Here is a 24,380-nt window from a genome sequence, read left to right as displayed (position 1 = left end):
GTGCCGCGCGGGGCCTGGGGGAGGTACCTCGCGGGGCCTGACGTCCGGTGCGGCGTCCACGTGCCGACCAGCAGTAGAACGGGTGGTGTCCGGCGGGTGTTCCCCCCGTGGCGGCAGGGTGTCGGGAGTCACGGTCCGTGGTCGCGACGGTGTGCCGCGCGTCACGGACTCGGGTCACGGGATCAGGCGTCGCCGCGCAGTTCGGTCATCTTGGTCTCGGCGCCCGCGAGCTTGTCCCGCGCGGTCTCGGCGCGGCGCTTGGCCTTCGCCAGCCTGGTCGCCGCCTCGCGCTCGGCCTGCTGCGCCCGCCGCAGCTCGGCCTGCAGCGCGGCGGTGTGCTCCTCGCGTTCGGCCAGCGCCTGCTCGGCCTCCGCGACGGCCGCGTCCGCCTTCCGCACGTCCGCCTGCGCGGTGCCGATGTCGTCACGCGCCTGCGCCAGCCGCCGCTCCCGCCGCTGCTCCCGGCGCGGTGCCAGGTCGTCGCGCACCGGGGTCGCGGTCTCGCTCAACGGGCCGAAGCCGGACTGCTCGACCGGCTTGACCAGCCGCCCGGCCCGGATGCGGGCACCGAGCACGGCGTCGGCCAGTGCCGCGGTCAACGTGGTGCGCACCTGCTGCACGGCGTCCGGCCCGAGCGGCTGGCCGGCGTGGCTCGCCAGCACCTCGACCCGTCGCACGAGCGCGCTCAGCACGGCCCGCCGCCGCGCGCTCAGCTGCCGCAGCGCGCCGCCGCGCAACTCCTCCTGCGCGGCACGCAGCTCGTCACCCAGAGCGAGCGCCTCGGCCAGGTCGGACGTGCCCTCCCGGGCCAGCAGGTTCAGCGCCCACGCCGACGAGGTCGGCTTGCGCAGCGCCGAGATCTGCTTGGCCAACGCCTTGTCGCCGCGGTCGGCGGCCACCCGGGCGCGGGCGTCGCGGGCCGCGACGAACTCCGCCAGCGGCAGGGCGTACAGTTCGTCGGCTATCCGGTCGATCGGTGCGGCGTCCACGATGGGACCAGTGTGCTCGCCATCGCGTTGATGTGCGATTTGTTACGGATTTCCCACGCTTCCGGATGGTTCACCGTTGACAGAGTTTGACATTCCGGCCGGTCGGCTCTTGACTGGAGTGGTCGCACCCGTTCCGGTCTTGTGCGGCACTTCTCGCATGTTTGCGCAATACCCCGTTCAGTCCAATGTGGACTTATTCTTTGGGCTGTTCGTCTGATTGTTACCGGTGCCCCGGGGGGATGTGCTTGCGCCAATCTTTCCCCACGAAGGGTTTGCGCCGTGATCAACTCAGGAAGCCGGTGGAGACACCGCACCAGTGCGGCCTTGCTGGCCGCCGTGCTGGGCACCACTGGGTTCGGCTTCGCCGCCGGGTCGGCCGTCGCGCAAGAGGCGCCATCCGCGCCTGCGCCCGCCGACAAGCAGCTCGACAAGCAGGACCGGGAGCGCATCGCCGAAGCCGAGAAGGCCGGTCAGGCGAACGTCACGCTCCTCGTCGCCGCCGAAGAGGGCAAGCTGGACTCCGCCGCCAACGACCTCAAGGCGCTCGGTGGCGTGGTCGAGTCCACCGAGCGTGACGTCGACTACCTCAAGGTCTCGGTGCCGCGGGACTCCGCCGAGAAGGCCGCGAAGCTCGCGTCCGTGAACGCGGTGGACGTCGACGGCCTGGTCGTCCTGGACAACCCGCGTCCCGAGGGCGCCACGACGCCGCTGCCGCAGCAGGCGCCGGGCAAGGCGACGCCCAAGAAGAACCCCTACATGCCGACGCAGGACACCAAGGCGGCGCACTTCACCGACGACAACCCCAAGTGGGACGGTCGCGGCACGACGATCGCCATCATGGACTCCGGCATCGACCTGGACCACCCGGCGCTGGCGACCACCACGACCGGTGAGCGCAAGATCGTCGACTGGTACAACGCCAACGCCACCAACTCCGGCGACGGCACGTGGCTGCAGGTCTCCGGCCGCTACAACGGCGCGTTCACCTCGGGCGGCAAGACCTACACCGCCCCCGCCGCCGGCGGCCCGTTCAGCTTCGGCCTGTTCCGCGAGACCGCGGGCGACCTGGCCGCGGCCAACAGCGAGGTCGGCGGCGACATCAACCGCGACGGCGACCGCGTGGACACCTTCGGCGTGCTGCAGGACATCACGACCAAGGAAGTCCGGGTCGACACCGACGGCGACGGTGACTTCACCGACCAGACCGCGATGATCGACTACAAGTACAAGAAGGACGTCGGCCACTTCGGCGCGGACAACCCGGCCACGCCGGTGCTGGACACCGTGGCGTTCGTGGTGCAGACCGACAAGTCGATCTACGACGCGACCGGTACCGCCTGGGTCAACCTGGGCATCTCCGCCGCGCACGGCACCCACGTCGCGGGCATCACGTCGGCGAACAAGATGTTCGGCGGCAAGATGGTCGGCGCGGCGCCCGGCGCCAAGCTGATGGCCGTCAAGGTCTGCCTCACGACCCCGTCGTGCACCAACAGCGGCCTGATCGACGGCCTGCTGTACGCGGCGCGCAACGGCGCGGACGTCGTCAACATCTCCATCGGCGGCCTGCCGGCGCTCAACGACGGCAACAACGCGCGTGCGGAGCTCTACAACCGCACCATCGCCGAGTACAACGTGCAGGTGTTCATCTCCGCGGGCAACAGCGGCGGTGGCGCGAACACCGTGGGCGACCCGTCCGTGTCCACGGACGCGATGAGCGTCGGCTCGTACATCACCGCGGACACCTGGCTGTCCAACTACGGCTCGGTGACCAGGCAGCGCGAGGGCCTGCACGGCTTCTCGTCGCGCGGTCCGCGCGAGGACGGCGGCTTCAAGCCGAACATCGTCGCGCCCGGCTCGGCGATCTCGACCGTGCCGCAGTGGCAGACCCCCGGTCCGGTGGCCGGTACCTACGACCTGCCCGCCGGTTACGCCATGTTCAACGGCACGTCGATGGCCGCGCCGCAGGCGACCGGTGCCGCCGCGCTGCTGATCAGCGCGTACAAGGCCGAGCACAACGGCGAGCGCCCGCCCGTCCAGGCGCTGCGCACCGCGATCCAGTCCGGCGCCAAGTGGGTCTCCACCCTCCAGGCGTACGAGCAGGGCGCGGGCCTGTTCGACACCAAGCGCGCGTGGACGCAGCTCAACGCGCACCCGGAGACGCAGGCGGTCAGCACCTCGGTGACCGTGAACACCGCGCTGTCGGGCCTGCTGGCCACCCCGAACACGGGCGTCGGCATCCACGACCGCGAGGGCGTCGTCGTGGGCAAGGAGTACACCCGCACGTACACCCTGACCCGCACCACGGGCCCGAACCGCAACCAGACGTTCGCGGTGAACTGGCAGGGCAACGACGGCACGTTCTCGTCGCGGTCCTCGGTGGTGCTGCCGCTGAACACGCCGGTGAAGTTCGACGTCAAGGTCAAGCCGGCCGCGGCGGGCGCGCACTCGGCCGTGCTGCGGCTGGACAACGTGCTCACCCGCGGCATCGACGTGTTCACGCTGAACACGGTGTTCGCGGCGGACGAGTTCACCGCTGCGGGCAAGTACGCGGTGACCAAGACCGGCACGATCGAGCGCAACCAGTCGAAGAGCTTCTTCGTGAACGTGCCCGCGGGCACCAGCGCGCTGAAGATCGACATGGCGGCCGGTGGCACTGAGGCGGGCAAGGGCCAGGTCCGGTTCCTGCGCTACGACCCGTACGGCGTGCCGTTCGACACCACGTCGTCGACCAACTGCTACAACCCCGACGCGGGCGCCGGCTGTGCCGGTGGCACGCCGACCAGCCGCACGGTCAGCAACCCGCTGCCGGGCGTGTGGGAGGTCGTGGTCGAGGCCCGGCGCACCTCCGACGCCGCCGCCGCGCCGTACTCGGTGACCGCGTCCGTGCTCGGCACGGCGATCAGCCCGAACCCGGACACCATCGAGTCGGTCGTGATCGGCACGCCGGTCAGCCGCGAGTACGCGGTGACCAACTCGCTGGCCGCGTTCAACGGCAGGCTCGTCGGCGGTCCCCTGGCCAGCGCCCGGATCGACCGCCCGACCATCGCGGACGCAGCGGTCCAGGTCTACGACCTGACCGTGGCGCCGGGTTCGACGTCGCTGCGCGCGACGATCGGCAAGACCAGTGACGTCTCGGCCGACCTCGACCTGTTCGTCTACAACTGCACCACCGGCACCTGCGTGCTGGCCGGTCAGGCGGCGGACGGCGACTCGGAGGAGTCCGTGACGATCAACAACCCGGCCGCGGGCGCGTGGCGGGTGCAGGTCGACGGCTACGAGGTGCCCGCGGGCACCACGGAGTACGACTACATCGACCTGTTCGCCGCCGCCGGCCTCGGCACGGTCGCGGTGACCGACACCAACGCCGACCGCACCGCCGGTGCGACGTGGACGGTCCCCGCCACGGTGACCGCCGCCGGCCAGGCCGGTGCCGGCCGGGTGCTGCGCGGTGAGCTGACCGTGCAGACCTCGGACGGCGCCATCGTCGGCCGCGGCGCGGTGATCCTGCGGAACGTGGCCTGACGCCACCCGCGAAAAGACCTCAGGGCCATTCCCGCCACACGCGGGGGTGGCCCTGAGCCTTTTCCGCCGTCGGGGAGTCGAGTCTCAGGGAGTGGGGTCGACGTTGCTCAGCGGCTCGTCCACGTCGACCCGGCTGATGCCGTCGACCGCGGTCATCTTCGCGACCGACTCGACCGGGGCGGTGACGCGCACGTAGCCGATGGCGGCGTCGGTGGCTTCCACGGTCGCGCCCAGTCCGCGCAGGGAGGCGGCCACCTCGTCGGCCTTGCCCCGCTCGGTCGAGATGGTCAACCCGATGGTTCGCGCGCCGTCGCGCTTGGCCTGTTCCAGCACTCGCACCCCCTGAGGGCTCAGCTTGGCGGGCGGCACGGGCACCGACGAGACGGTGACCGGGCCGGTGGGCGAGGTCGGTGTGCCGATCGACCAGGTCGCCGTCTCCGGCTGGGCGGCGCAGCCCGCCAGCACCAGCACCGCCAACGCGGTCGTCACCACGAGTCCTCGCATGCGCCCTCCTGCGGCCGATCCTGCCACCGACTCCCGCTGCCAGGACGGAACGGGAGGTCAGCGGGGTTGCACCGGCTGCTCCGGCCCGCTGAACGCCTGCACCCGCTCCTCGCCGTCCACGCTCTCGCCGAACACCCGGTTGTCCGACGACCCGTTGGCCGCGGGCGCCGGCGCGGCACCGTTGGCCCGGGGCAGCTCGCGCACCCGCAGCTGCGGCAGCGCGCCGGGGTGACGGGACCGCAGCCAGCCGACCAGGTGCTCGCGCGCCACGCACCGCAGGTCCCACAGGCGCCCCGCGTCCGACGCGCTCACCAGCGCGCGGACCCGCACGAACGACCCGACCGCGTCGGTCACCTGCAGCACGCACACCCGGCCGTCCCACAGGTCGCTCGTCTCCAGCGCGTTGCGCAACTCGTGCCGCAGGTCCTCCACCGGCACGGTCCAGTCCAGGTCCAGCTCCACCGTGCCGAGCAGCGCCGACTGGGTCCGCGTCCAGTTCTCGAACGGCGTCTTGAGGAAGTAGGCGGTGGGCAGGATCAACCGCCGGTCGTCCCACAGGTGCACGACCACGTAGGTGAGGGTGATGTCCTCGACCCGGCCCCACTGGTTCTCCACGACCACCACGTCGTCCAACCGCAACGCGTCGCTGAACGCGATCTGCACGCCCGCGAACACGTTGCCCAGCAACGACTGCGCGGCCAGGGCGGCGATGGCGCCGATCACACCGGCGGAGGCGAGGATGCTCGTGCCGGCCGCCCGCGCTGCGGGGAACGTCATCAGCACGGCCGCCGCCGCCAGCACGCTCACCACGACCACGGTGACGCGGCGGACCAGCGTGATCTGGGTGTGCACGCGGCGGGCGTGCCGGTTGTCGGACACGTCGACCCGGATGCGGGCCAGCGTCGCGTCCTCGATCACCACCAGCAGCGAGGCGAGCAGCCAGGCGCCGGCCAGGATCAGCGCTATCCCGGTGGCGTGCAAGGCGACCGGCCGCCAGTCACCCCGTGCCACCACACCCAGCGAGAACTGCACCGCGACCAGCACGGCCACCGCCACGGCGGGCTTGTGCGCGTGCCGCGCGAGGCCGGCGAACAGGTCCGAGCGGCGGCCGATGCGGCGGACCAACCGGTGGACGAGCGTGACGACGAGCAGGGCGACCAGCAGCGAGCCGGTGAACGTGACCACGGCTGCGAGCACGGACGGGCACCTCCTACTTGCTAGCTCACGATGGGGACGATCCAGGGTTCGTACCCGCCAGCAGCGCCCTTCACTCCTCCGTGTGTCCTACGTCCGCGTCATGGGTCTGCCTGTCCGGCGAGGACGCTTTTGATTTTTTGACCCCTTGTCCCTTGGCCTCAACGTTCAGGACGGGTGGGCAGTTGGTGGGCCACCTGGCCGACGAACGCGACCAGTCGGTCGGGAGTGAAGCGCTCCGGGTCGGTGATCACCAGTCGTCCTGCCATCTCGGCCAGCGCGAGCATGGTGTGGCCGAGCAGCTCGGCGTCCAGCCCGGTGTCGCCCAACGCCTTCAGCCCCAGTTCGGCCAAGCCGCTGACGTGCTCCAACACCTGCGCCCGCACCAGCGCGACCTGCTGCCGGAACTCGACCGGTGTGCCCTCGGGCGGCAGGAGCACGAGTCGCCAGCGGTCCGGTGAGGCGACGACGGCGTTGATGAACGCGCGCACGGTGTCGGTGTAGACGTCCTCCGGCGAACGGTCGCCGAAGTCGGTGGTCGGCATCGCGCCCAGCACCTGCGCGGTGGCGCGTTCCGCCTCGCGGCCCAGCAGCGCGGCGATCACCTCGGCCCGGTTCGCGTACAGCTCGTAGACCACCGGCTTGGTCACGCCCGACCGCCGGGCCACGGCCTCCATGGTCAACGCGTCGAACCCGCCATCGGCGATGAGGCCGAGCGCGCCGTCCAGCAGCTGGTCGCGCCGCTGCCCCGGCGGCAGGCGCGGTGCGTACTTGCGGCGCGTTGTGCTCACCGGCCCATATTGCTACGGTGGCGTAGCTTTCACAAAGCTACGCACGCGTAGGAATCAGTCGGAGGCAGGCAACGTGTACGTGGAGTCCGAGGGCGTGCGGTTGGCCGTCCACGAACACGGCGACCGGTCCGCGCCGACCGTCGTCCTGGTGCACGGCTACCCGGACACGCACCGCGTGTGGGACGACGTCGTGCCGTTGCTGGCCGAGGAGTTCCACGTGGTCACGTACGACGTGCGCGGCGCCGGTGCGTCGTCCGCGCCGCGCGGCCTGGCCTCCTACCGGCTGCCGGTCCTGGCCCGCGACCTGTTCGCGGTGATCGCGGCGGTCAGCCCGGACGCGCCGGTGCACGTCGTCGCGCACGACTGGGGCTCGATCCAGGCGTGGGAGGCGGTCACCACGCCCGACGCGCCGATCGCCTCGTACACCTCGATCTCCGGCCCGTGCCTGGATCACGTCGGGCACTGGCTGCGTCGCCGGCCGACCGCCCGGCACCTCAAGCAGCTGCTGCACTCGTGGTACATCGTGGCGTTCCACCTGCCGTTCGTCGCGCCCCTGCTGTGGCGGCACGTGATCGGCCCGCGGTGGCGGTCGATCGCGCACCGGCTGGAGGGCGTCACGCCGCACGTGTCGCCGAGCATCGTGCGTGACGGCGTGCAGGGCATCGCGCTGTACCGGGCGAACTTCGTGCCGCGGCTGCGCTCGCCGCGCGTGCGGCGGACCGACGTGCCGGTGCTGGTGGTGCAGCCGTCGCGGGACAGGTACGTCACGGCCGGTGTGACCGAGGACGTGGAGCGGTGGGCGTCGGACGTGCGGCGACACGTGGTCGACGCCGGGCACTGGGTGCCGATCACGCACGCGCACACGGTGGCGCGCCTGGTCACCGACCAGGTCACCGCGCACAGCCGCCCCGCTTGACCTGCGCGAGCGTGTCCCTGGCCTGCTGGCGGCCGAGGTTCCAGGAGCGCCAATCGTCGTTCTCGACGCGGGACCGCAGGGCGCAGGCGCGCACGCCTTCCGGGAGGGTGGCCAGCGCGGGCACGGCGTCCGCGGAGAGCCTGGACAGGTAGCCGAAGTCGATCTTGCCACTGGCGTGGTAGCGGTCGATGTTGCGCTCGGCGATGAACCGCTCCGGGTTGAGCGCGGCCAGTCCGACCAGCGCGGCGAAGCCGGTGCCGACGACGGCGCGGGCCAGCCACCCGCCTTCCAACCGCACGCCCGCCGCCAGGACCAGCAGGTAGACTAGGCCGAGCCACAGTTCGCAGGCGGTGACCAGGACCCGCAGCACGGTGAAGCCGTAGGCCTGCTGGTAGAGCCACATGCGGGTGAGGGCGGAGGCGACGATCACCAGGGTGAGCACGCTCAGCGCGCCCAGCAGGCCACGCAGCCAGCGGCGGTCGTCCGGTGAGTCCAGGCGGGCGAGCCGTGCGACGACCGCGATGACGCCGAGGGTCAGCAGGGTGACGGCGAGCAGTTGCCAGAAGCCGCTGCGGGCGTGGTCGGCGTAGGTCAGGTCGGGGGTGGTGATGACGTGCGCGTCGCCCGCGAACAGCGTGTTGATCTGCACGGCCACGAAAGTGGCGAAGAGCACCACCAACGCGCCCACCGGGAGCACCCAGTCACGGCGGGTGACCGTGCGGGGCAGGACGCTCGTGCCGTCCAGCCGAGGTGGTGCGACCAGCAGGTAGGCCGCGCCGACCGTGCCCAGGCCGACCACCAGGAACAGCACGACCGGCTCGCCGTACGGTTCGTCCGGGGTCACCGAGCCGAGCAGGTCGGCGAACGCGGCGTCGGCCCCGGCCAGCAGCGGGACGAACACCAGCAGCAGGCCGGCGGTGACGATGATCGGCCGGGCCAGCGGCGGCGTGCCGTTCTCCTTGATGCCGCGTGCCACCCAGGGCACGGCTCTGACCGCCGCGACCGGCACGGCACCCGCGCCGAACACGACGCCACGCGCCGTCCGCCCTCCGACGACCGCGAGCGAGCCGGCGGCGCAGCCCGCGAGGACGCAGAGCGTGAACATCCACTCGGCCGCGATGAAGGCACCGACGGTGAACAGCGCGACGGAGAGCACCGCCCAGGCCGGCCTGACCTCGCGCAGCAGGGCGAAGACGAGGATCGCGGCGAGGGGCCAGCCGAGGCCGGGTTCGCCGAGGGGGACCAGGACGGCCGCCCCGATGCCGGCGGCGGCGCCGGTGAGCAGGACGCGGTTGGGGGTCATCGGGTGTTGCCTCCAGGGCGTGCGCCATCGCCCGCCGAGTGGCGGGTGGGTTTTCGGGTCGTTCGTTCGGGTGACGGTGGTACGGGCTCACGGGCCCGGAACTGTCGGTGGTGCGTGGTTGAATTGAATCCAGGGTTCCCCTGGGCGGGGACCCTTGCGGGGCAATGCCTTTCGGCCGGGTCAGACCCAGGCGGGTTAGCCGAGGCCGGTCAACCAAGGCCGGTCGGGCCCTGGACGGTCAACCCGGGACCGTCGGGCGGAGGCCGGTCAAACCCTTAAACCGCCACGGGGTCAGGTGACCGGTGCGGGGCAGGTGGCCGGGAGGGTGGCGCGGATCCGGCAGCCCGGGCCGTCGACCACCGCGATCGTGCCGCCGTGCAGGTCGACCACCCAGCGCGCGATGTTGAGCCCCAGCCCGGTGCCCCCGCCGCCCGCCCGTTCCCCGCGCGTGAAGCGTTCGAAGACCCGTTCCCGGTCCTGCGGCGCGATGCCCGGCCCGTCGTCCGCGACCTCCAGCACCAACTCCGCACCCACCGACGCCGAGATCCTCACCTCACCACCGGCCGGGCCGTGCCGCGCCGCGTTGTCCAACAAGTTCGCGACCACCTGCGCCAACCGGGCCTCGTCGGCGTAGATCGTGGCGTCGTCCGGCGTGACGTCAACGGTGAACCGCACCCCTCGGGCGGCCACCGAGGCTTCCGCGACCACTTCCTCCAGCAACGGCGCCAGAGCGAATTCCGCCTTGTCCAGCCGGTGCGCGCCGGCGTCGATGCGGGAGAGGTCGAGCAGCTCCGTCACCAGCCGGCCGAGGCGCTCGGTCTGCGCCAACGCCGTCCGCATGGTCACCGCGTCCGGCTGCGCGACCCCGTCCACCACGTTCTCCAGCACGTTCTGCAGGGCCGTGATCGGCGTGCGCAACTCGTGCGAGACGTTCGCGATCAGCTCGCGCCGCTGCTGGTCCGCCGCACCGAGGTCCGCCGCCATCTGGTTGAACGCGCCGGCCAGCTCACCGACCTCGTCCCGCGCCGTGGCGCGCACCCGGCTGCTGTAGTCCCCGGCCCGCATCGCCCGCACCGCCGCCGTCATCTCCCGCAACGGCCTGGTCATCCCGTGCGCGAGGATCTGCGACGTCACCAGCACGATCGCCATCGCGCCGAACGTGGTCCCCGGCGCGAGCCACCCGATCCGCCACCGGAAGAACGCGAACCCCGCCGACATCGCCGACAGCAGCAGGATCCCGAGCTTGACCTTGATCGACCGCACCGGGTCCAGCGGGCGCGGCAGCAGTTCGAGCGTCGTCTGGAACGCCGACCGCAGGCTCACCGGGGCACCTCCAACGCGTAGCCGATCCCGTGCACGGTCCGGATCAGGTCCGTGCCCAGCTTCCGCCGCAACGCCTTGATGTGGCTGTCGACCGTCCGCGTCCCGGTCCCGTCCGCCCACCCCCACACCTCGCTCAACAGCCGCTCCCGCGACTGCACGGCGCGCGGCCGTTCGGCGAGGTGCACCAGCAGCTCGAACTCGGTCGGCGTCAAGTGCGCCTCCGCGCCGCCCCGCGTCACCCGCCGCTCGGCCAGGTCGATCTCCAGGTCGGCCAGGGTGATCCGGGACGCCGCCGCCGACGCCGCCCGCTCCACCCGCCGCAACAACGCGTGCACGCGCGCCGCCAGTTCGCGGATCGAGAACGGCTTGGTCAGGTAGTCGTCCGCACCGACCGCGAGCCCCACCAGCAGGTCGGTCTCGTCGCCCCGCGCAGTCAGCATGAGCACCGGCACGGCCTGCTCGGCCTGGATCCGCCGGCACACCTCCAGCCCGTCGAACCCGGGCAGCATCACGTCCAGCACCACCAGGTCGGGCCGGACGTCCCGGGCACGCGTGACGGCCGAGGGGCCGTCGTGCGCCAAGTCCACCTCGAACCCCTCGGCCCGCAGCCGTGCGGCCACTGAGTCGGCGATGGTCAAGTCGTCCTCGACCACCAGAACGCGGCGTGTCATGCGGCCGACTCTATGTGGCAGCCGTGGAGGTGGACGGCGCGAGTTGTGAACGTCCTGTGGAGGCCTCCGCGCGGGTGGACCTGTCCTGGTGGCCCCACCTGTGCTGGTCTCCGCCGAGCTGACCGGCCAGCCGGGTCGAGCGGCCGAACGAGGGATTCTGGGAGCGTTCCCAGAGCGGAGCTGATTAGCTGAGGGCGGGGCTTCGACGAGGAGGTCTGGTCGTGCGACGGACGTGGGGTGCCGCGCTGGCGCTCGTTTCGATGATGTCGGCGGGGACGGCGGTGGCGGAGCCCGGGTTCGTGGAACTCGCGGCGAAGGGGTCGGCGGTCGCGATCAACGACGCGGGCGTGGTCGTGGGGCGTGCCGCGGGCGCGGACGGCCGGGCGCGGGCGGTGCGCTGGGACGCGGAGGGGCGGATCAGCGAACTCGTCCCGCCGCCGGGAGGCCGGTACGCGACGGTGTTCGGGGTGGACGCGGCCGGCGCGGCGTACGGCAACACCAGCGACGCCGAGCACTGGGCGCAGGCGACCAGGTGGGACGCGGACGGCACGGTCACCGTCCTCGACTTCCTGCCCGGCGGTGACTACACGTTCGCCGTCGCGGTGAACGAGGGCGGCACGGTCGTCGGCTACGGCGGTGACGCGGACGGCAAGCGGCAGGCGATCAGCTGGGACCGCGACGGCGTGGCCACCGTGCTGCCCGGCCTGGGCACGGCGACCGAAGCCGCCGCGATCGACGAGCAGGGCACGATCGCCGGCATCGCCTACAGCGACGAGGGCCGCCGGGTCGTTCGGTGGGACGACGGGGTGCTCACGGACCTCGGCGGCGTTCCCGGCAGCACGTACCCGGGGGTGGAGGCGGTCAACGGCCGGTTCGTGATCGGCGGGTACCAGACCGAGGACCGGACGTCCTTCGCCGTGCGCTGGGACAGGGGCACCGCCGCCTACCCGCCCGGCGACCAGTTCAGCACCCTCCTGGCGGTGGACGCGGACGGCGTGGCGTTCGGGCGGGTCGGCGGCTCGCCGGTGCGCTGGGCGGCGGACGGCGGCGTCACGACCATGGCGCTCCCGGCGGGCTTCACCGCGGGCGAGGTGGCGGTCGTCAACGAGCACGGCACGGCGGCGGGCGTGGCGATCGGGCGGACCTACCGCCCGCTCAGGTGGTCGCCGTCCGGCGAGGTCAGCCTGCTGCCGGTACCGGCCGGGACGCACGGGTTCGCCCTGGCCGTCAACGACCGCGGTGTGGTGGTCGGCGAGTTCGGTGGCCGGGCGGTGCTCTGGCCGGTCGGTGGCGCGTCCTGGTTAGGGTGACCGGGTGGCTGACGCGGTCCTGGAAGCGGTGCTGGAGCGGATCACGTTCGCCAACGAGGAGACCGGGTACACGGTCGCGCGCGTCGACCCGGGCCGCGGCGGCGACCTGGTCACGGTGGTCGGTTCGCTGCTCGGCGCGCAGCCGGGCGAGTCGATCCGGATGCGCGGCCGCTGGGGCTCGCACCCCCAGTACGGCAAGCAGTTCCACGTCGACGACTACACGACCGTGCTGCCCGCCACGATCCAGGGCATCCGCCGCTACCTGGGCTCCGGCCTGATCAAGGGCATCGGGCCGGTGCTGGCCGACCGGATCGTCACCCACTTCGGCGTGGCCGCGCTGGACGTCATCGAGCACGAGCCGCAGCGCCTGGTCGAGGTGCCCAAGCTCGGCCCGAAGCGCACCAAGATGATCGCCGCCGCGTGGGAGGAGCAGAAGGCGATCAAGGAGGTCATGGTCTTCCTCCAAGGCGTCGGCGTGTCCACGTCGTTGGCCGTGCGCATCTACAAGCAGTACAACGACAAGTCGATCGACGTCGTGCGCGAGGAGCCCTACCGGCTGGCGAACGACGTGTGGGGCATCGGGTTCCGCACCGCCGACCTGATCGCGAAGGCGGTCGGCATCCCGCACGACAGCCCGCAGCGGGTGAAGGCCGGGCTGCAGTTCACGCTGTCCGAGGCGACGAACGACGGCAACTGCTACCTGCCCGAGAACGAGCTGATCGGTGACGCGATCAAGATCCTCCAGGTGGACGCGGGCCTGGTGATCGAGTGCCTGGCCGAGCTGGTGGCGGAGGAGGGCGTGGTCCGCGAGATCATGCCGGACGGCGAGCCGGGCATCTACCTGGTTGCGTTCCACCGGGCCGAGATCTCCCTGGCCAACCAGCTGTTGCGGCTGCTCAGGACCGAGGACGAGCGGATGCCGGCGTTCCAGCGGGTCGACTGGGAGCGCGCGTTCGCGTGGCTCGGGGCGTCGCTGGAAGACAAGCAGCGCGACGCCGTGCGGCTCGCGCTGACCCGCAAGGTCGCCGTGCTGACGGGCGGGCCGGGGTGCGGCAAGAGCTTCACCGTGCGGTCGATCGTGAAGCTGGCCGTGGCCAAGGGCGCGAAGGTCGTGCTGGCCGCGCCGACCGGCCGGGCCGCCAAGCGGCTGACCGAGCTGACCGGTCACGATGCGCGCACCGTGCACCGGCTGCTGGAGCTCAAGCCCGGCGGTGACGCCGCCTACGACCGCGACCGGCCGCTCGACGCCGACCTCGTGGTCGTGGACGAGGCGTCGATGCTCGACCTGCTGCTGGCGAACAAGCTGGTCAAGGCCATCGCGCCCGGTGCGCACCTGCTGCTGGTCGGTGACGTCGACCAGTTGCCGTCCGTCGGCGCGGGCGAGGTGCTGCGCGATGTGCTGTCCGCCGAGAGCCCCATCCCGAACGTCCGCCTCACGCACATCTTCCGGCAGGCGCAGCAGTCCGGCGTGGTGACCAACGCGCACCGGATCAACAGCGGCGACTACCCGCTCGTGCAGGGGTTGCAGGACTTCTTCCTGTTCCCGGCGGAGGAGGCCGAGGACGCGGCGGCGCTGGTGGTGGACGTCGTGGCCAACCGCATCCCGCGCAAGTTCGGCCTGAAACCGCGCACGGACGTGCAGGTGCTCGCGCCGATGCACCGGGGCCCGGCGGGCGCGGGCGGGCTGAACACGTTGTTGCAGGAGGCTTTGACACCGTCCAAACCGGACCTGCCGGAACGCCGGTTCGGCGGCCGGGTGTTCCGCGTCGGCGACAAGGTCACCCAGATGCGCAACAACTACGACAAGAACGTCTTCAACGGCACGCTCGGCATCGTCACCGCGATCGACCCCGTGGAGCAGAAGCTGACCGTCCGGACCGACGAGGACGAGGACGTCGACTACGAGTTCGCCGAGCTGGACGAGCTGACCCACGCCTACGCCATGACGATCCACCGCTCGCAGGGCAGCGAGTACCCGTGCGTGGTCATCCCCATCACGACCAGCGCGTGGATGATGCTCCAGCGCAACCTGCTCTACACGGCCGTGACGCGGGCCAAGAAGCTGGTCGTGCTGGTCGGTTCGCGCAAGGCGATCGGGCAGGCGGTCCGCACCGTGGGCGCCGGACGTCGTCACACGGCGCTGGCCCACCGGCTCGCCCAGCTGGTCTGACCCGCCGCGCACACTGTCCGACGCCATGTGCGGTGGGAATTGCAGGGTTGCGGAAGGGAAAGCACCGCGCGGGTGTTCATGGGAAGGTCCCGCGCGGTGCTCTCACGTCCGGTGCGTCAGCGCATGGGGAACGCGATGTCGCAGACCTCGTCCTCGGGGCCCGCGCCGTCCCAATCCGCGAAGTAGACCTCGCGCGGTGAATCGGCGATGGTGGACCCGTTCTCCTTGATCCACTCGGCGACCGCGTCGTAGGCCGACAGGATCTGCGGGAACACCACCTGCGCCTTGGCCAGCCGCACGTACGCCTCCCGGTGCGCCGGTTCGACCCGGGCCGCGACCCCGCTCGGCGGCTCCGCCACTCCGATCGGCACGCACGACTCGACCGGTCCGTCGCTGTCCTCGTTCAACTCGCCGTGGAAGATGACGAACGGCGCTCCGGAGATGCCCCCGTAGTCCTCCGCGATCTTGAGCAGTCGGTCCGTCGAGTCTTCGATCCACGCCGACAGCGCCGGCTGCTTCAGGTGACGTTGTTCCGTCAAGACCACCTGTTCGGGTACTTCGCGCTGCTTGACCTCGTACATCTCCAGCAACCCCTTCCCTCCGGACAACACGACGCGGAGGTGGGCGGCCAGGCCGCGCTGCACGGCCATCCGGTGCTCGACCTCGGCCCAGTACTCGGCCACCAGCCCGGCCCGGTCGTCCTCGGGCGCGGCGACGATCCTCGCCACCACCGCGAGCGGCATGTCCAGCCTGCGCAGCAGCGCGACCAGGCGTGCCGGGCCCAGCTGGTCCTCGCGGTAGCGCCGGTAGCCGTTGCCCGTGTCGACCACGGCCGGCCGCAGCAGGCCTTGCCGTTCGTACAGCCGAAGCGCCTTCACCGACAGCCGTGAGCGGCGGGCGAACTCGCCGATCCCCAGTAGCCGTGTCACCGCCACATCCTCCATGGCGACGACCTTGCGGGCTGCCCCAAGGGACGAGTCAACCGCGGGCGTGACTACTACCGGTAGTTCTCGACCGTGCCGGGGTCGCGCGGCTCGGCGGCGTCCGGGTCCAGGCCCGCCGCCCGGCGCGCCCGGCGCTGGCGCAGCAGGTCCCAGGTCTGGTCCAGGGCGACTTCCAGGTCGCGCAGCCGCCGGGTGTCGCTCTCGCTCAGGCCCTCGCCGATGCGCGACCCCTCCAACCGGTGCTCCTCGTCCACCAGCCGAGTGATTCGTTCGACTAGTTCTTCGTCCGTCACGACGCCTCCTCCATCCGGACCAAGAGCCGGGGTACCTCACCGGCATCTGTCAAAACACCGCTGCCACGACGGTGAGTAATGGCCGGTTGGCGGGTGTGCAAGGAGGCGGTTCGTCCCTCATCCTCCGACTCGACCCTGCCTAGGAGGAACAACCGTGAAGTCGACCAGACGTTCACTGCTGACACTGGCCATAGCCGGTGTCGCGGCGGCCGCGGTGGTCACCGGGGGCACGCCCGGCACCGCCGGTCCCGCACCCGAGGTCGCCGCCGTCCAAGCCGGACCCACCTACGTCTACAAGGTCCACGCGCCGCTCGGCGCCGCCGCCCAAAACCTGCTCGGGCGCGGCTTCGACGTGCTGGAGGACCGGGACGGCGACTACCTGTTCGTGCTCGGCGACGCGAGCACCGGTGCCAGTCTGAAGAAGGCCGGTTTCGACGCCGTCATCGACGAGGTGCTGCCCGCGCCCGAGTGGCAGCCGCCAGCCAAGAAGTCCCAGTCGCCGACGTTCGACGCGGCGGACATCAACGAGACCTACTACGGCGGCTACCGCACCATCAACGCCCACTGGTCGCACCTCGACCAGGTCGGGCAGCAGTACCCGAACCTGACGACCCTGGTCGACTACGGCGACTCGTGGCGCAAGACCCAGGGCGCGGGCGGGTACGACCTGCGCGCCATCTGCATCACCAAGAAGAACGCGGGCGACTGCGCGCTGAACACGTCCGCGCCGAAGCCCCGGTTCTTCGTGATGGGCCAGCTGCACGCCCGCGAGCTCACCACCGGTGACACGGCGTGGAAGTGGATCGACCACCTGACCACCGGTTACGGGGTCGACGCCGAGGTCACCGCGCTGCTCGACACGACCGAGGTGTGGGTCGTGCCGATCGCCAACCCGGACGGCGTGAACATCGTGCAGCAGGGCGGCAACTCGCCGCGCTACCAGCGCAAGAACGCCAACACCACGAACGGGTCGAACTGCTCCGGCACGTCGTCGTCGCAGATCGGCGTCGACCTCAACCGCAACACCGACTCCCACTGGGGTGGCGCGGGCACGTCGTCCAACCCGTGCGACCAGACGTACAAGGGGCCCTCGGCGAACTCCGAGGTGGAGACGAAGGCGCTGCAGGCGCTGTGGCGCAACCTCTACCGCGACCGCCGCGGCACCGGCAACACCGACGCCGCGCCCGCCGACACGACCGGTGTCGTGATCTCCATGCACAGCTACTCGAACCTGGTGCTGTTCCCGTGGGGCTGGACGACGTCGTACAAGACGGGCAACGACGCGGCGCTGCGCGGGATGGCGCGGGACATGGCGTCGCTGGCCGGCGGTTGGCAGTACGGGCAGCCGGGCGAGGTGCTCTACAACGCGGCCGGCGCGACGGACGACTGGGTGTACGACGACCTGGGCGTGGCGTCGTTCGTGTGGGAGATCGGGCCGTCGTCCGGTACGTGCTCCGGGTTCTTCCCGGCGTACTCGTGCCAGGCGTCGACGTTCTGGCCGAAGACGAAGCCGATGCTGATGTACGCGGCGAAGAAGGCGGCCAACCCGTACGGCGGCGGTGGCAACCCGCCGGTCGGGTGCGCCAAGGCCACCAACGACGCCGACGTCGCCATCCCGGACAACGGTGCCGCGGTCACCAGCACCATCACGATCGCCAACTGCGAGGGGACCGCTTCGGCGTCTTCGCAGGTGGAGGTGCACATCGTGCACACCTACCGGGGTGACCTGGTGCTCGACCTGGTCGCGCCGGACGGCACGGCGTACCGCCTGAAGGCGTCGAACAACGACTCGGGCGACAACATCGACACCACGTACACGGCGAACGTGTCGTCGGAGGCGCGCAACGGCGCGTGGCAGCTCCGCGTGCAGGACGTGTACTCGGCCGACACGGGCTACCTGAACTCGTGGAGCCTGACGGTCTAGCCACTCACGACAAGGGCCCGCGTGCCGCGGCACGCGGGCCCTCGTCACGCCCAAGACGGCCGAAGGGCCCTGCGGGGGAGACGCCCGCAGGGCCCTTCGCGGTGGTGCGGGTGTTACTTCAGGCCGTTGCCCATGGCGGTGATCAGCTCGCCGTTGGACGTGTCACCGTCGAGCGCCCAGAAGAACGCGCCGCCCAGGCCCTGGGTCTTGGCGTAGCCCATCTTGCCGCCGATGGTGGACGGGGTGTCGTAGCTCCACCACTGGTTGCCGCAGTGCGCGTACGCCGTGCCCGCGACCGTGCCGGTGGCCGGGCACTTGGTCTTGAGGACCTTGTAGTCCTCGATGCCCGCCTCGTAGGTGCCCGGCGCGGCGCCGGTCGCCGTGCCGCCCGGCGCGGACTGGGTCACGCCCGTCCAACCGCGGCCGTAGAAGCCGATGCCCAGCAGCAGCTTGGCCGCCGGCACGCCCTTGCCCTTCAGCTTCTGGATCGCGGCGTCGGAGTAGAACCCGGCGGTCGGGATGCCCGAGTACGAGGTCAGCGGCGAGTGCGGAGCCGTCGGGCCCTGCGCCGCCCACGCGCCGAAGTAGTCGTAGGTCATGACGTTGTACCAGTCGAGGTACTGCGCCGCGCCGCCGTAGTCGGCCGCGTCGATCTTGCCGCCGTTGGAGCCGTCCGCCGTGATGGCGGCGGTGACCAGGTAGTTGGCGCCGAACCGGCTGCGCAGCGCCTGGGACAGCGTCTTGAACGAGCCGAAGCCGCTGGTGTCGCAGGTCAGGCCGCAGGCGTTCGGGTACTCCCAGTCGATGTCGATGCCGTCGAACACGTCCGCCCAGCGCGGGTCCTCGACCAGCTTGTAGCACGACTCGGCGAACGCGGCCGGGTTCTGCGCCGCCTGGCCGAAGCCGCCGGACCAGGTCCAACCGCCGAACGACCACAGCACCTTGATGTGCGGGTACATCTTCTTCAGCTTGCGCAGCTGGTTGAACGAGCCGCGCAGGGCGCCGGTGTCCCACGTGTCGGCGACGCCGTCGACGGAGTTGGCCGCGGTGTAGGCCATGTCGTAGTCGGCGTAGGCGTCACCGATGGTGCACTGGCCGTTCTGCACGTTGCCGAACGCGTAGTTGATGTGCGTCAGCTTCGAGGCCGAGCCGGAGGTGTGGATGTTCTTGACGAAGTACTGACGGCCGTAGACGCCCCACTGGGTGAAGTAGCCCAGGTTCTTCTTCGAGCCGACCGGCGGGTTGCTGGTGGTCGTCGTCGTGGTCGTGCCCGTGGTGGTCGTCGTCGTAGTGGTGGTCGTCGTGGTCGTGGTGGTGGTAGTGGTTCCACCGGCGTCACACGACGCGCCGTTGAGCTTGCAGTTGGCCGGCCCGCTGTAGGCGCCGGAGTACGTCACGTTGAAGCCGAAGCTCACCGAGCCGCCGACGCCGACGCTGCCGTTCCACGTGTTCTTCACCGTCACGTGCTGGCCGCTGACGGTGTGGGAGCCGTCCCACACGGAGCTGACCCGGTGGCCGGCGGGCAGGTCGAACTCGACCGTCCACGACGTGAGGGCGGCCGTGCCGCCGTTCTTGATCGTGTACTTGCCCTCGTAGCCGGTGCCCCAGTCCGAGCCCTTGCTGAAGGTGGCCGAGACGCCGCCCGCACCGCTGGCCGCGGGTGCGACGACCAGCCCCACCACCAACGTGGCGACCGCCACGAACAACGCTGTGACATGCCATCGGATCTTGGACATCGTGCTCCTTGTCAGGAAAGGAGTGCAGGGTTGACGCCACCATGTGGTTCAGACCACTTCACGGTCAAGGTCTAGACCATTGTCGTCACTCGAACGGACTAGTGGAGAACCCTTCGGAACCGGTTCCGGAGAGCGTGGACCACTAAGGGTTGACGAGCCTAAAGTCTGACTCCCTCCCAGACCAGGGTCCGACGTGCGAACCTCGCCGGAGGGCCAGACTCGGACCCGTCGAGGGGGTCTCGACGGGGACAGAGGGAGGACCGCGTTGACGGGCAAGAGGGGAATCGCCTTGGTCGCCGCCGCAGGGTTGGCGGTCGTGGGCATCGGCGGGACGGCGGTGGCCGAGCCTTCGGTCGGGCAGGCCGGCCGCATCGACCGGCAGGTCCTGCAGCGGGCACTGGACGACCTGACGCGCACGGGGGCGCAGGGCGTCCAGGTCCGCGTCGTGGACGGGCGGCACGAGTTCACCGCACGCAGCGGCACGGCGCGGGTCGGCTCGCCGCGCCCGGTGCCGACCGATGGCCGGTTCCGGATCGGCAGCATCACGAAGACGTTCGTCTCGACCGTCGTGCTCCAGCTGGTCGGGGAGGGGAAGGTCGAGCTGGACGCGCCGGTGCGGCGGTACCTGCCCGGCCTGCTGCCCGATGGCGACCGGATCACCGTGCGGCACCTGTTGCAGCACACCAGCGGGCTCTACAACTACACGTCCGCGTTACCGCTCGACCCTGAGGGCGTGGTCGGCATCCGATACAAGACGTGGGCGCCCGCCGAGCTGGTGGCCCTGTCCACGGCCCGACCGCTCGACTTCCAGCCCGGTACGGGCTGGTCGTACTCGAACACGAACTACGTCGTGGCCGGGATGCTGATCGAGAAGGTCACCGGCCGGCCGTACGGCGTGGCGGTGGAGCAGCGCGTCCTGCGCCCGCTCGGCCTGCGGTCGACGTCCGTGCCGGGCACCCGCACCGACGTCCCCGGTCCGCACGCGCACGGGTACATCCGCGCGGGCGGGCAGGTCGTCGACATCACCGAGTTCAACCCTTCGGCCGCGTACGCGGCGGGCGAGATGATCTCCACGACGGCGGACCTGAACCGGTTCGCGGACGCGTTGCTGGACGGTCGCCTGCTCCGCCCGGCGCAGCAGGCGGAGCTGTTGTCGGCCTCGCCGGCCACCGAGGACTACGGCCTGGGCATCCAGGCCACGGGCTTGCCGTGCGGTGTCACGGTCTGGGGCCACAGCGGCGGCATCCCCGGTTACGCCAGCCTGATGGTCAGCACCGCGGACACGAAGACCCGCATGACGGCCTCGGTGACCTCGGCGCCCGACCCCGGTGACCTCGCGGGCCGCCAGGAGATGCTGATGGAGGTGTTCTGCTGACCCGGCGGGCGCCGTCGAGGCGCTGATCCGGTGAGGGCGCCGGGGAGCGCCCGGCGCCCTCACCGCTCGTCGCCTCAACCGCGCCACTGCTCCGCGGGCGTGACACCGGGGAGCGGCTTGCCGATGAGGGCGACGGGGATGAACAGGCAGACCTGGCCGATCGCCATGGTGAGCGTGGCGAGCGCCTTGTCGTCGTAGTGGGTGGACGCCTCGGCGTACAGCTCGTCGGAGACGCGCTCGCCGTGCGGGTTGGGGGTGAGGACGGCATCGACGAGCGCCAGCGCGGCCCGTTCGGCGGGGGTGAAGTGGGGTGCGTCGCGCCAGGACGCGACGGCGGTGATGCGGTCCTCCGTCTCGGCCGCCTTGCGCAGGTTCCCGGTGTGCAGGGTGGTCAGGTAGGTGTTGCCGACGATCTGGCCGGCGCGCAGCTGCACCAGGCTGACGGTGGTCTGCGGGATGGAGCCGTTGCCGACCGCCTGGAACAGCGCTCCGGCGATCTGCGGCAGCTCGGGGACCAGCACGGCGGGGTTGGGCAGACGCGACTGGAGGGTGTCCTGGGCGGAGGTCATCTCGGGGGAGTCCTTTCGGGGTTCGGTGGTGGTCGTTGTGGTGGTCACTGCGCTGACGTTTCGCGCGCGGCGGAGGTGACGGCGGCGGCCAGCCGGTCGTGCTCGGGGTAGGACCAGTCGAAGGCGAAGCGGCGGCGGGTGTAGCCGAACGCGACGCCGAGGAGGGGGTCGGCGAACGATTCCGCGCCCGCCGATCCGTTGTGGCCGAACGCGTTCGCGCTCAGGAACGGGTAGCGGGCGCCCTTGGCCTGGAACCCCAGGGAGTACTGGCCGGCCTCGCCGGTGACGAGGTCGCGACCGGTGGAGTGGAGCATGGCGAACTCGCCCACGGTGTCGGGGTCGAGCAGCGGGTCGCGGCCGTCCAGCCCGAACACCGCCGCCGCGTACAACCCGGCCAGCCCGCGGGCGTTGCCGACGCCGCCGCCGGAGGCCTGGCCGAGCGCGCGCACCCGCCGGGTGTTGAGGAAGGCCACCTGGTCCAGCGGCGGGGTGGAGTTCAGGGCGTAGCCGATGCCGGTGAGGCTGTGCGGTCCCGGGACGTCCGCCCAGAACGAGGCGAGCTCCTCCGGGCTCGCCACCCCGGGGAGCACCTCCCGGTACCGGTCCTCCAGCGCCTCCGGCAGCCCGAGGTGGAGGTCCAATCCGTGGGGCGCCCGCACCCGCTCCTCGAAGTGCTCCCGCAGCGACCGGCCCGTGGCCCGGCGGACGACCTCGCCGACGATCGCGAACGTCACGAACCCGCCGTAGCCGTAGGCCGAGCCCGGCCGCCAGTACGGCCGCTGCCGCGCCAGCCGCCGTGCGATCACCTCGTCGTCCGCGAGCTCGTCGGCGGTGAGGCCGCCGTCCACGCCGATCACGCCGGAGCGGTGGGTGAGCACGTCCCGCAGGGTGATCCGATCCTTGCCCGCGGCGGCGAACTCCGGCCAGTGGTGCGCCACGGGCCGGTCCAGCTCCAGCGCGCCGTCCTGCACCAGCACCGCCACCGTCACCGTCGCGGCGCCCTTGGTCGCGGAGTAGACGCCGGTCAGCGTGTCGCCGGTGACCGGGTCACCGGACCACAGGTCGACCACTCGACGTCCGTGCGCGTAGACCGCCAACTGCGCACCGGACCCCGGGTCGACCGCGCGGGCGAACTCCTCCCGCACCGCCTCGAAACCGTCGCCCACCGTGCCGTGGACTTCGCTGTCGCTCATCGCCGTGCCGCTCCGATCGTCGTGTCACCGATTCGTCGGTGGCATGACGCACGGGTCGCCGGGGATGTGACCGGACCGCCGAAACGCCAGACGGCCCGTCCGGGGGCAGGACGGGCCGTCTGGTGGGTAAGGGCGCGCCGGCTGGGCGGCAACCGGCGCGCCCGCGGTCTAGGTGGTGGCGAGGAACTTCTCCACCTGTTCCACGACGAACGCGTGGTCGTCGGCCTGGGGCAGGCCGGACACGCCGACCGTGCCCACCAAGCCGACACCGGCCACGTTCACCGGGAACACGCCGCCGTGCGCGGCGTAGCGGTCGGGGTCCAGGCGGGAGTCCGCCTCGAACGTCTTGCCGCTCGCGCGGAAGCTCTCGCCGACCCGGTAGGAGCTCTGCCCGTACCGGTCGACGACCCGGCTCTTGCGGTCGATCCACTCGTCGTTGTCGGCCGACGTCCCGGGCAGCGCCGCGTGGAACAGGCGCTGCTGCCCGCGTCGCACCGAGATCGTCACGGGCAGGGACCGCTCGCGCGCGGCCTGGAGCAGGAACGCGCCCAGCGCCAGCGCCACCTCGTTGTCGAACGACGTGAACACCAGCCGTGCCTCCTGCTCGGCCAACGTCTCCAGCAAGCTCATCGCGACACCACCTGTCCGGTCCGGGCGGAGGTGAACGCCGCCTCGATCACTTCCAGCGCCCGCACGGCCGACTCCGGCTCGACCGGCAGCGGGCCGCCCTCGGTCAGCGCGGCGACCAGCAGCCGGTAGAACTCCGAGTACGCGCCGGGCAGCCCGACGACCTCCTCGGCGTCGTCCAGCAACCCCAAGCGGCCATTTGTCGACAAATCGTCAAATGGCTTGCCCGCGGCCAGGGCTTCCTCCTGCCGGTCCAGGCCGTGCGAGACGTACGCGCCGGTCGAGCCAAGCACCCGCAGCCGCGGCCCGTGGTCCGGCGCGGCGGAACTGGCCCAAAGGTGTGAACGCACCCCGTTCGCGTGCGTCAGCGCCACGAAGACGTCGTCGTCCACCTCGACGCCGGGCCGCCGCCGGTCCAGCTCCGCGTAGACGGTCGACACCGGGCCGAACAGCTCCAACGCCTGGTCGACCAGGTGCGCTCCCAGGTCGTACAGCAGTCCGCCCGCCTCTTCGGGCGCGCCGAACTCGCGCCAGTTGTCCCACACGTCCGGCACCCACCGCTCGAACCGCGACTCGAACCGCGTCACCGTGCCCAGCGCGCCCTCGGCCACTAGCGACCGGACCGTGCGGAAGTCGCTGTCCCACCGCCGGTTCTGGAACACCGTCACCGGCACGCCCCGGTACTTCGCCGCCTGCAGCACCCGGCGGGCGTCGGCCGAGGTCGGCGCGAACGGCTTGTCCACCACGACCGCCAGGCCCGCCTCGATCGCCGCCAGCGCCAGCGGCACGTGGGTGCGGTTGGGGGTGGCGACCACGACCACGTCCAGGTCGAGCGCGAACAGCTCCTCGACCGCCCGCGGCAGTTGGACGCCGGGGTAGGTCGCTTGGGCGTGCGCCCGGCGGGTGGGGTCGGCGGTGACGACGGCACTCAGCTCCAAGCCGGGCGTCGTCGCGATCAGCGGTGCGTGGAACACCCGGCCGGCGATGCCGTAGCCGAGCAGTCCGGTGCGGAGAGGCATGCGCCGA

Annotated in this window: 20 protein-coding genes; 6 read left to right on the top strand and 14 right to left on the bottom strand. The window is 71.4% G+C overall.

Annotated features, from left to right (window positions below):
- Nucleotides 1–182 precede the first annotated feature (182 nt).
- The gene (locus B0I31_RS40360) at nt 183–989 is read right to left on the bottom strand and encodes a hypothetical protein (protein WP_181319967.1); all 807 of its coding nucleotides are present in this window, start codon (nt 987–989) and stop codon (nt 183–185) included.
- A 279-nt stretch (nt 990–1,268) separates the two neighbouring features.
- Between B0I31_RS40360 and B0I31_RS03800 the strand changes: the two genes are divergently transcribed.
- Entirely contained in the window at nt 1,269–4,511 is a 3,243-nt protein-coding gene (locus B0I31_RS03800; protein ID WP_106613835.1) for a S8 family serine peptidase, read from the top strand.
- Nucleotides 4,512–4,595: 84 nt separating this feature from the next.
- Here the strand turns inward: B0I31_RS03800 and B0I31_RS03795 are convergent, their stop codons facing one another.
- From B0I31_RS03795 to B0I31_RS03785, 3 genes are all read right to left on the bottom strand, one after another.
- On the bottom strand, nt 4,596–5,015 hold the full coding sequence (locus B0I31_RS03795; RefSeq protein ID WP_146173716.1) for a YajG family lipoprotein: 420 nt from the start codon (nt 5,013–5,015) through the stop codon (nt 4,596–4,598).
- A 57-nt stretch (nt 5,016–5,072) separates the two neighbouring features.
- Nucleotides 5,073–6,212 (bottom strand): mechanosensitive ion channel family protein, encoded by a 1,140-nt coding sequence (locus B0I31_RS03790; protein ID WP_106613833.1) that lies wholly within the window; start codon nt 6,210–6,212, stop codon nt 5,073–5,075.
- Between the two features lie 158 nt (nt 6,213–6,370).
- On the bottom strand, nt 6,371–7,000 hold the full coding sequence (locus B0I31_RS03785; protein ID WP_106613832.1) for a TetR/AcrR family transcriptional regulator: 630 nt from the start codon (nt 6,998–7,000) through the stop codon (nt 6,371–6,373).
- A gap of 73 nt (nt 7,001–7,073) precedes the next feature.
- Between B0I31_RS03785 and B0I31_RS03780 the strand changes: the two genes are divergently transcribed.
- Entirely contained in the window at nt 7,074–7,916 is an 843-nt protein-coding gene (locus tag B0I31_RS03780; RefSeq protein ID WP_181319966.1) for an alpha/beta fold hydrolase, read from the top strand.
- Here the strand turns inward: B0I31_RS03780 and B0I31_RS03775 are convergent.
- From B0I31_RS03775 to B0I31_RS03765, 3 genes are all read right to left on the bottom strand, one after another.
- A complete protein-coding gene (locus tag B0I31_RS03775; protein WP_219910580.1) occupies nt 7,891–9,219 on the bottom strand; it encodes a DUF4153 domain-containing protein in 1,329 nt (442 codons plus the stop codon). The genes B0I31_RS03780 and B0I31_RS03775 overlap by 26 nt on opposite strands.
- 291 nt (nt 9,220–9,510) lie before the next feature.
- Nucleotides 9,511–10,542, bottom strand: a complete 1,032-nt coding sequence (locus B0I31_RS03770) for a HAMP domain-containing sensor histidine kinase (RefSeq protein ID WP_106613830.1) — start codon at nt 10,540–10,542, stop codon at nt 9,511–9,513.
- On the bottom strand, nt 10,539–11,213 hold the full coding sequence (locus B0I31_RS03765) for a response regulator transcription factor (protein ID WP_106613829.1): 675 nt from the start codon (nt 11,211–11,213) through the stop codon (nt 10,539–10,541). Before B0I31_RS03765 ends, B0I31_RS03770 begins: the two co-directional genes overlap by 4 nt.
- A gap of 221 nt (nt 11,214–11,434) precedes the next feature.
- Here B0I31_RS03765 and B0I31_RS03760 point away from each other — a divergent pair, with 221 nt between their 5' ends.
- Both B0I31_RS03760 and recD2 read left to right on the top strand, forming a co-directional pair.
- On the top strand, nt 11,435–12,523 hold the full coding sequence (locus B0I31_RS03760) for a hypothetical protein (protein WP_106613828.1): 1,089 nt from the start codon (nt 11,435–11,437) through the stop codon (nt 12,521–12,523).
- 4 nt (nt 12,524–12,527) lie between these two features.
- Entirely contained in the window at nt 12,528–14,693 is a 2,166-nt protein-coding gene (recD2, locus tag B0I31_RS03755) for an SF1B family DNA helicase RecD2 (protein ID WP_106613827.1), read from the top strand.
- A 116-nt stretch (nt 14,694–14,809) separates the two neighbouring features.
- Here the strand turns inward: recD2 and B0I31_RS03750 are convergent, their stop codons facing one another.
- Together B0I31_RS03750 and B0I31_RS03745 are read right to left on the bottom strand one after the other, a co-directional pair.
- The gene (locus tag B0I31_RS03750; protein ID WP_245949642.1) at nt 14,810–15,622 is read right to left on the bottom strand and encodes a MerR family transcriptional regulator; all 813 of its coding nucleotides are present in this window, start codon (nt 15,620–15,622) and stop codon (nt 14,810–14,812) included.
- A 68-nt stretch (nt 15,623–15,690) separates the two neighbouring features.
- Nucleotides 15,691–15,930 (bottom strand): DUF2630 family protein, encoded by a 240-nt coding sequence (locus B0I31_RS03745; RefSeq protein ID WP_106613825.1) that lies wholly within the window; start codon nt 15,928–15,930, stop codon nt 15,691–15,693.
- A gap of 154 nt (nt 15,931–16,084) precedes the next feature.
- On the opposite strand from B0I31_RS03745, the gene B0I31_RS03740 reads away from it, so the two are divergent.
- Nucleotides 16,085–17,854 carry a M14 family zinc carboxypeptidase gene (locus B0I31_RS03740; protein WP_245949641.1) on the top strand — a complete coding sequence of 590 codons (1,770 nt, stop codon included), beginning with the start codon at nt 16,085–16,087 and terminating at the stop codon, nt 17,852–17,854.
- Nucleotides 17,855–17,967: 113 nt separating this feature from the next.
- Here B0I31_RS03740 and B0I31_RS03735 read toward each other — a convergent pair whose 3' ends face one another.
- A complete protein-coding gene (locus tag B0I31_RS03735) occupies nt 17,968–19,590 on the bottom strand; it encodes a glycosyl hydrolase family 18 protein (protein WP_106613824.1) in 1,623 nt (540 codons plus the stop codon).
- Between the two features lie 265 nt (nt 19,591–19,855).
- Between B0I31_RS03735 and B0I31_RS03730 the strand changes: the two genes are divergently transcribed.
- Nucleotides 19,856–20,965, top strand: coding sequence for a serine hydrolase domain-containing protein (locus B0I31_RS03730; RefSeq protein ID WP_106613823.1), 1,110 nt, complete (start codon nt 19,856–19,858; stop codon nt 20,963–20,965).
- Nucleotides 20,966–21,039: 74 nt separating this feature from the next.
- On the opposite strand, the gene B0I31_RS03725 is transcribed toward B0I31_RS03730, so the two are convergent.
- The 4 genes from B0I31_RS03725 to B0I31_RS03710 all read right to left on the bottom strand — a co-directional run bounded on the left by B0I31_RS03725 (nt 21,040) and on the right by B0I31_RS03710 (nt 24,373).
- The gene (locus B0I31_RS03725) at nt 21,040–21,534 is read right to left on the bottom strand and encodes a carboxymuconolactone decarboxylase family protein (RefSeq protein WP_106613822.1); all 495 of its coding nucleotides are present in this window, start codon (nt 21,532–21,534) and stop codon (nt 21,040–21,042) included.
- A 44-nt stretch (nt 21,535–21,578) separates the two neighbouring features.
- Nucleotides 21,579–22,727: a serine hydrolase domain-containing protein gene (locus B0I31_RS03720; protein WP_106613821.1), complete on the bottom strand. Its 1,149-nt coding sequence runs from the start codon at nt 22,725–22,727 to the stop codon at nt 21,579–21,581.
- 168 nt (nt 22,728–22,895) lie between these two features.
- Nucleotides 22,896–23,357 carry a heme-degrading domain-containing protein gene (locus tag B0I31_RS03715; RefSeq protein WP_073887295.1) on the bottom strand — a complete coding sequence of 154 codons (462 nt, stop codon included), beginning with the start codon at nt 23,355–23,357 and terminating at the stop codon, nt 22,896–22,898.
- Nucleotides 23,354–24,373 (bottom strand): Gfo/Idh/MocA family protein, encoded by a 1,020-nt coding sequence (locus B0I31_RS03710; protein WP_106613820.1) that lies wholly within the window; start codon nt 24,371–24,373, stop codon nt 23,354–23,356. Before B0I31_RS03710 ends, B0I31_RS03715 begins: the two co-directional genes overlap by 4 nt.
- Nucleotides 24,374–24,380 lie beyond the last annotated feature (7 nt).

The sequence above is a fragment of the Saccharothrix carnea genome, assembly GCF_003014735.1.
In the GTDB taxonomy this organism is placed as follows: Bacteria; Actinomycetota; Actinomycetes; order Mycobacteriales; family Pseudonocardiaceae; genus Actinosynnema; species Actinosynnema carneum.
Note: the sequence above shows the minus strand (reverse complement) of the source record. Positions and strands in the feature narration are given on the sequence as shown.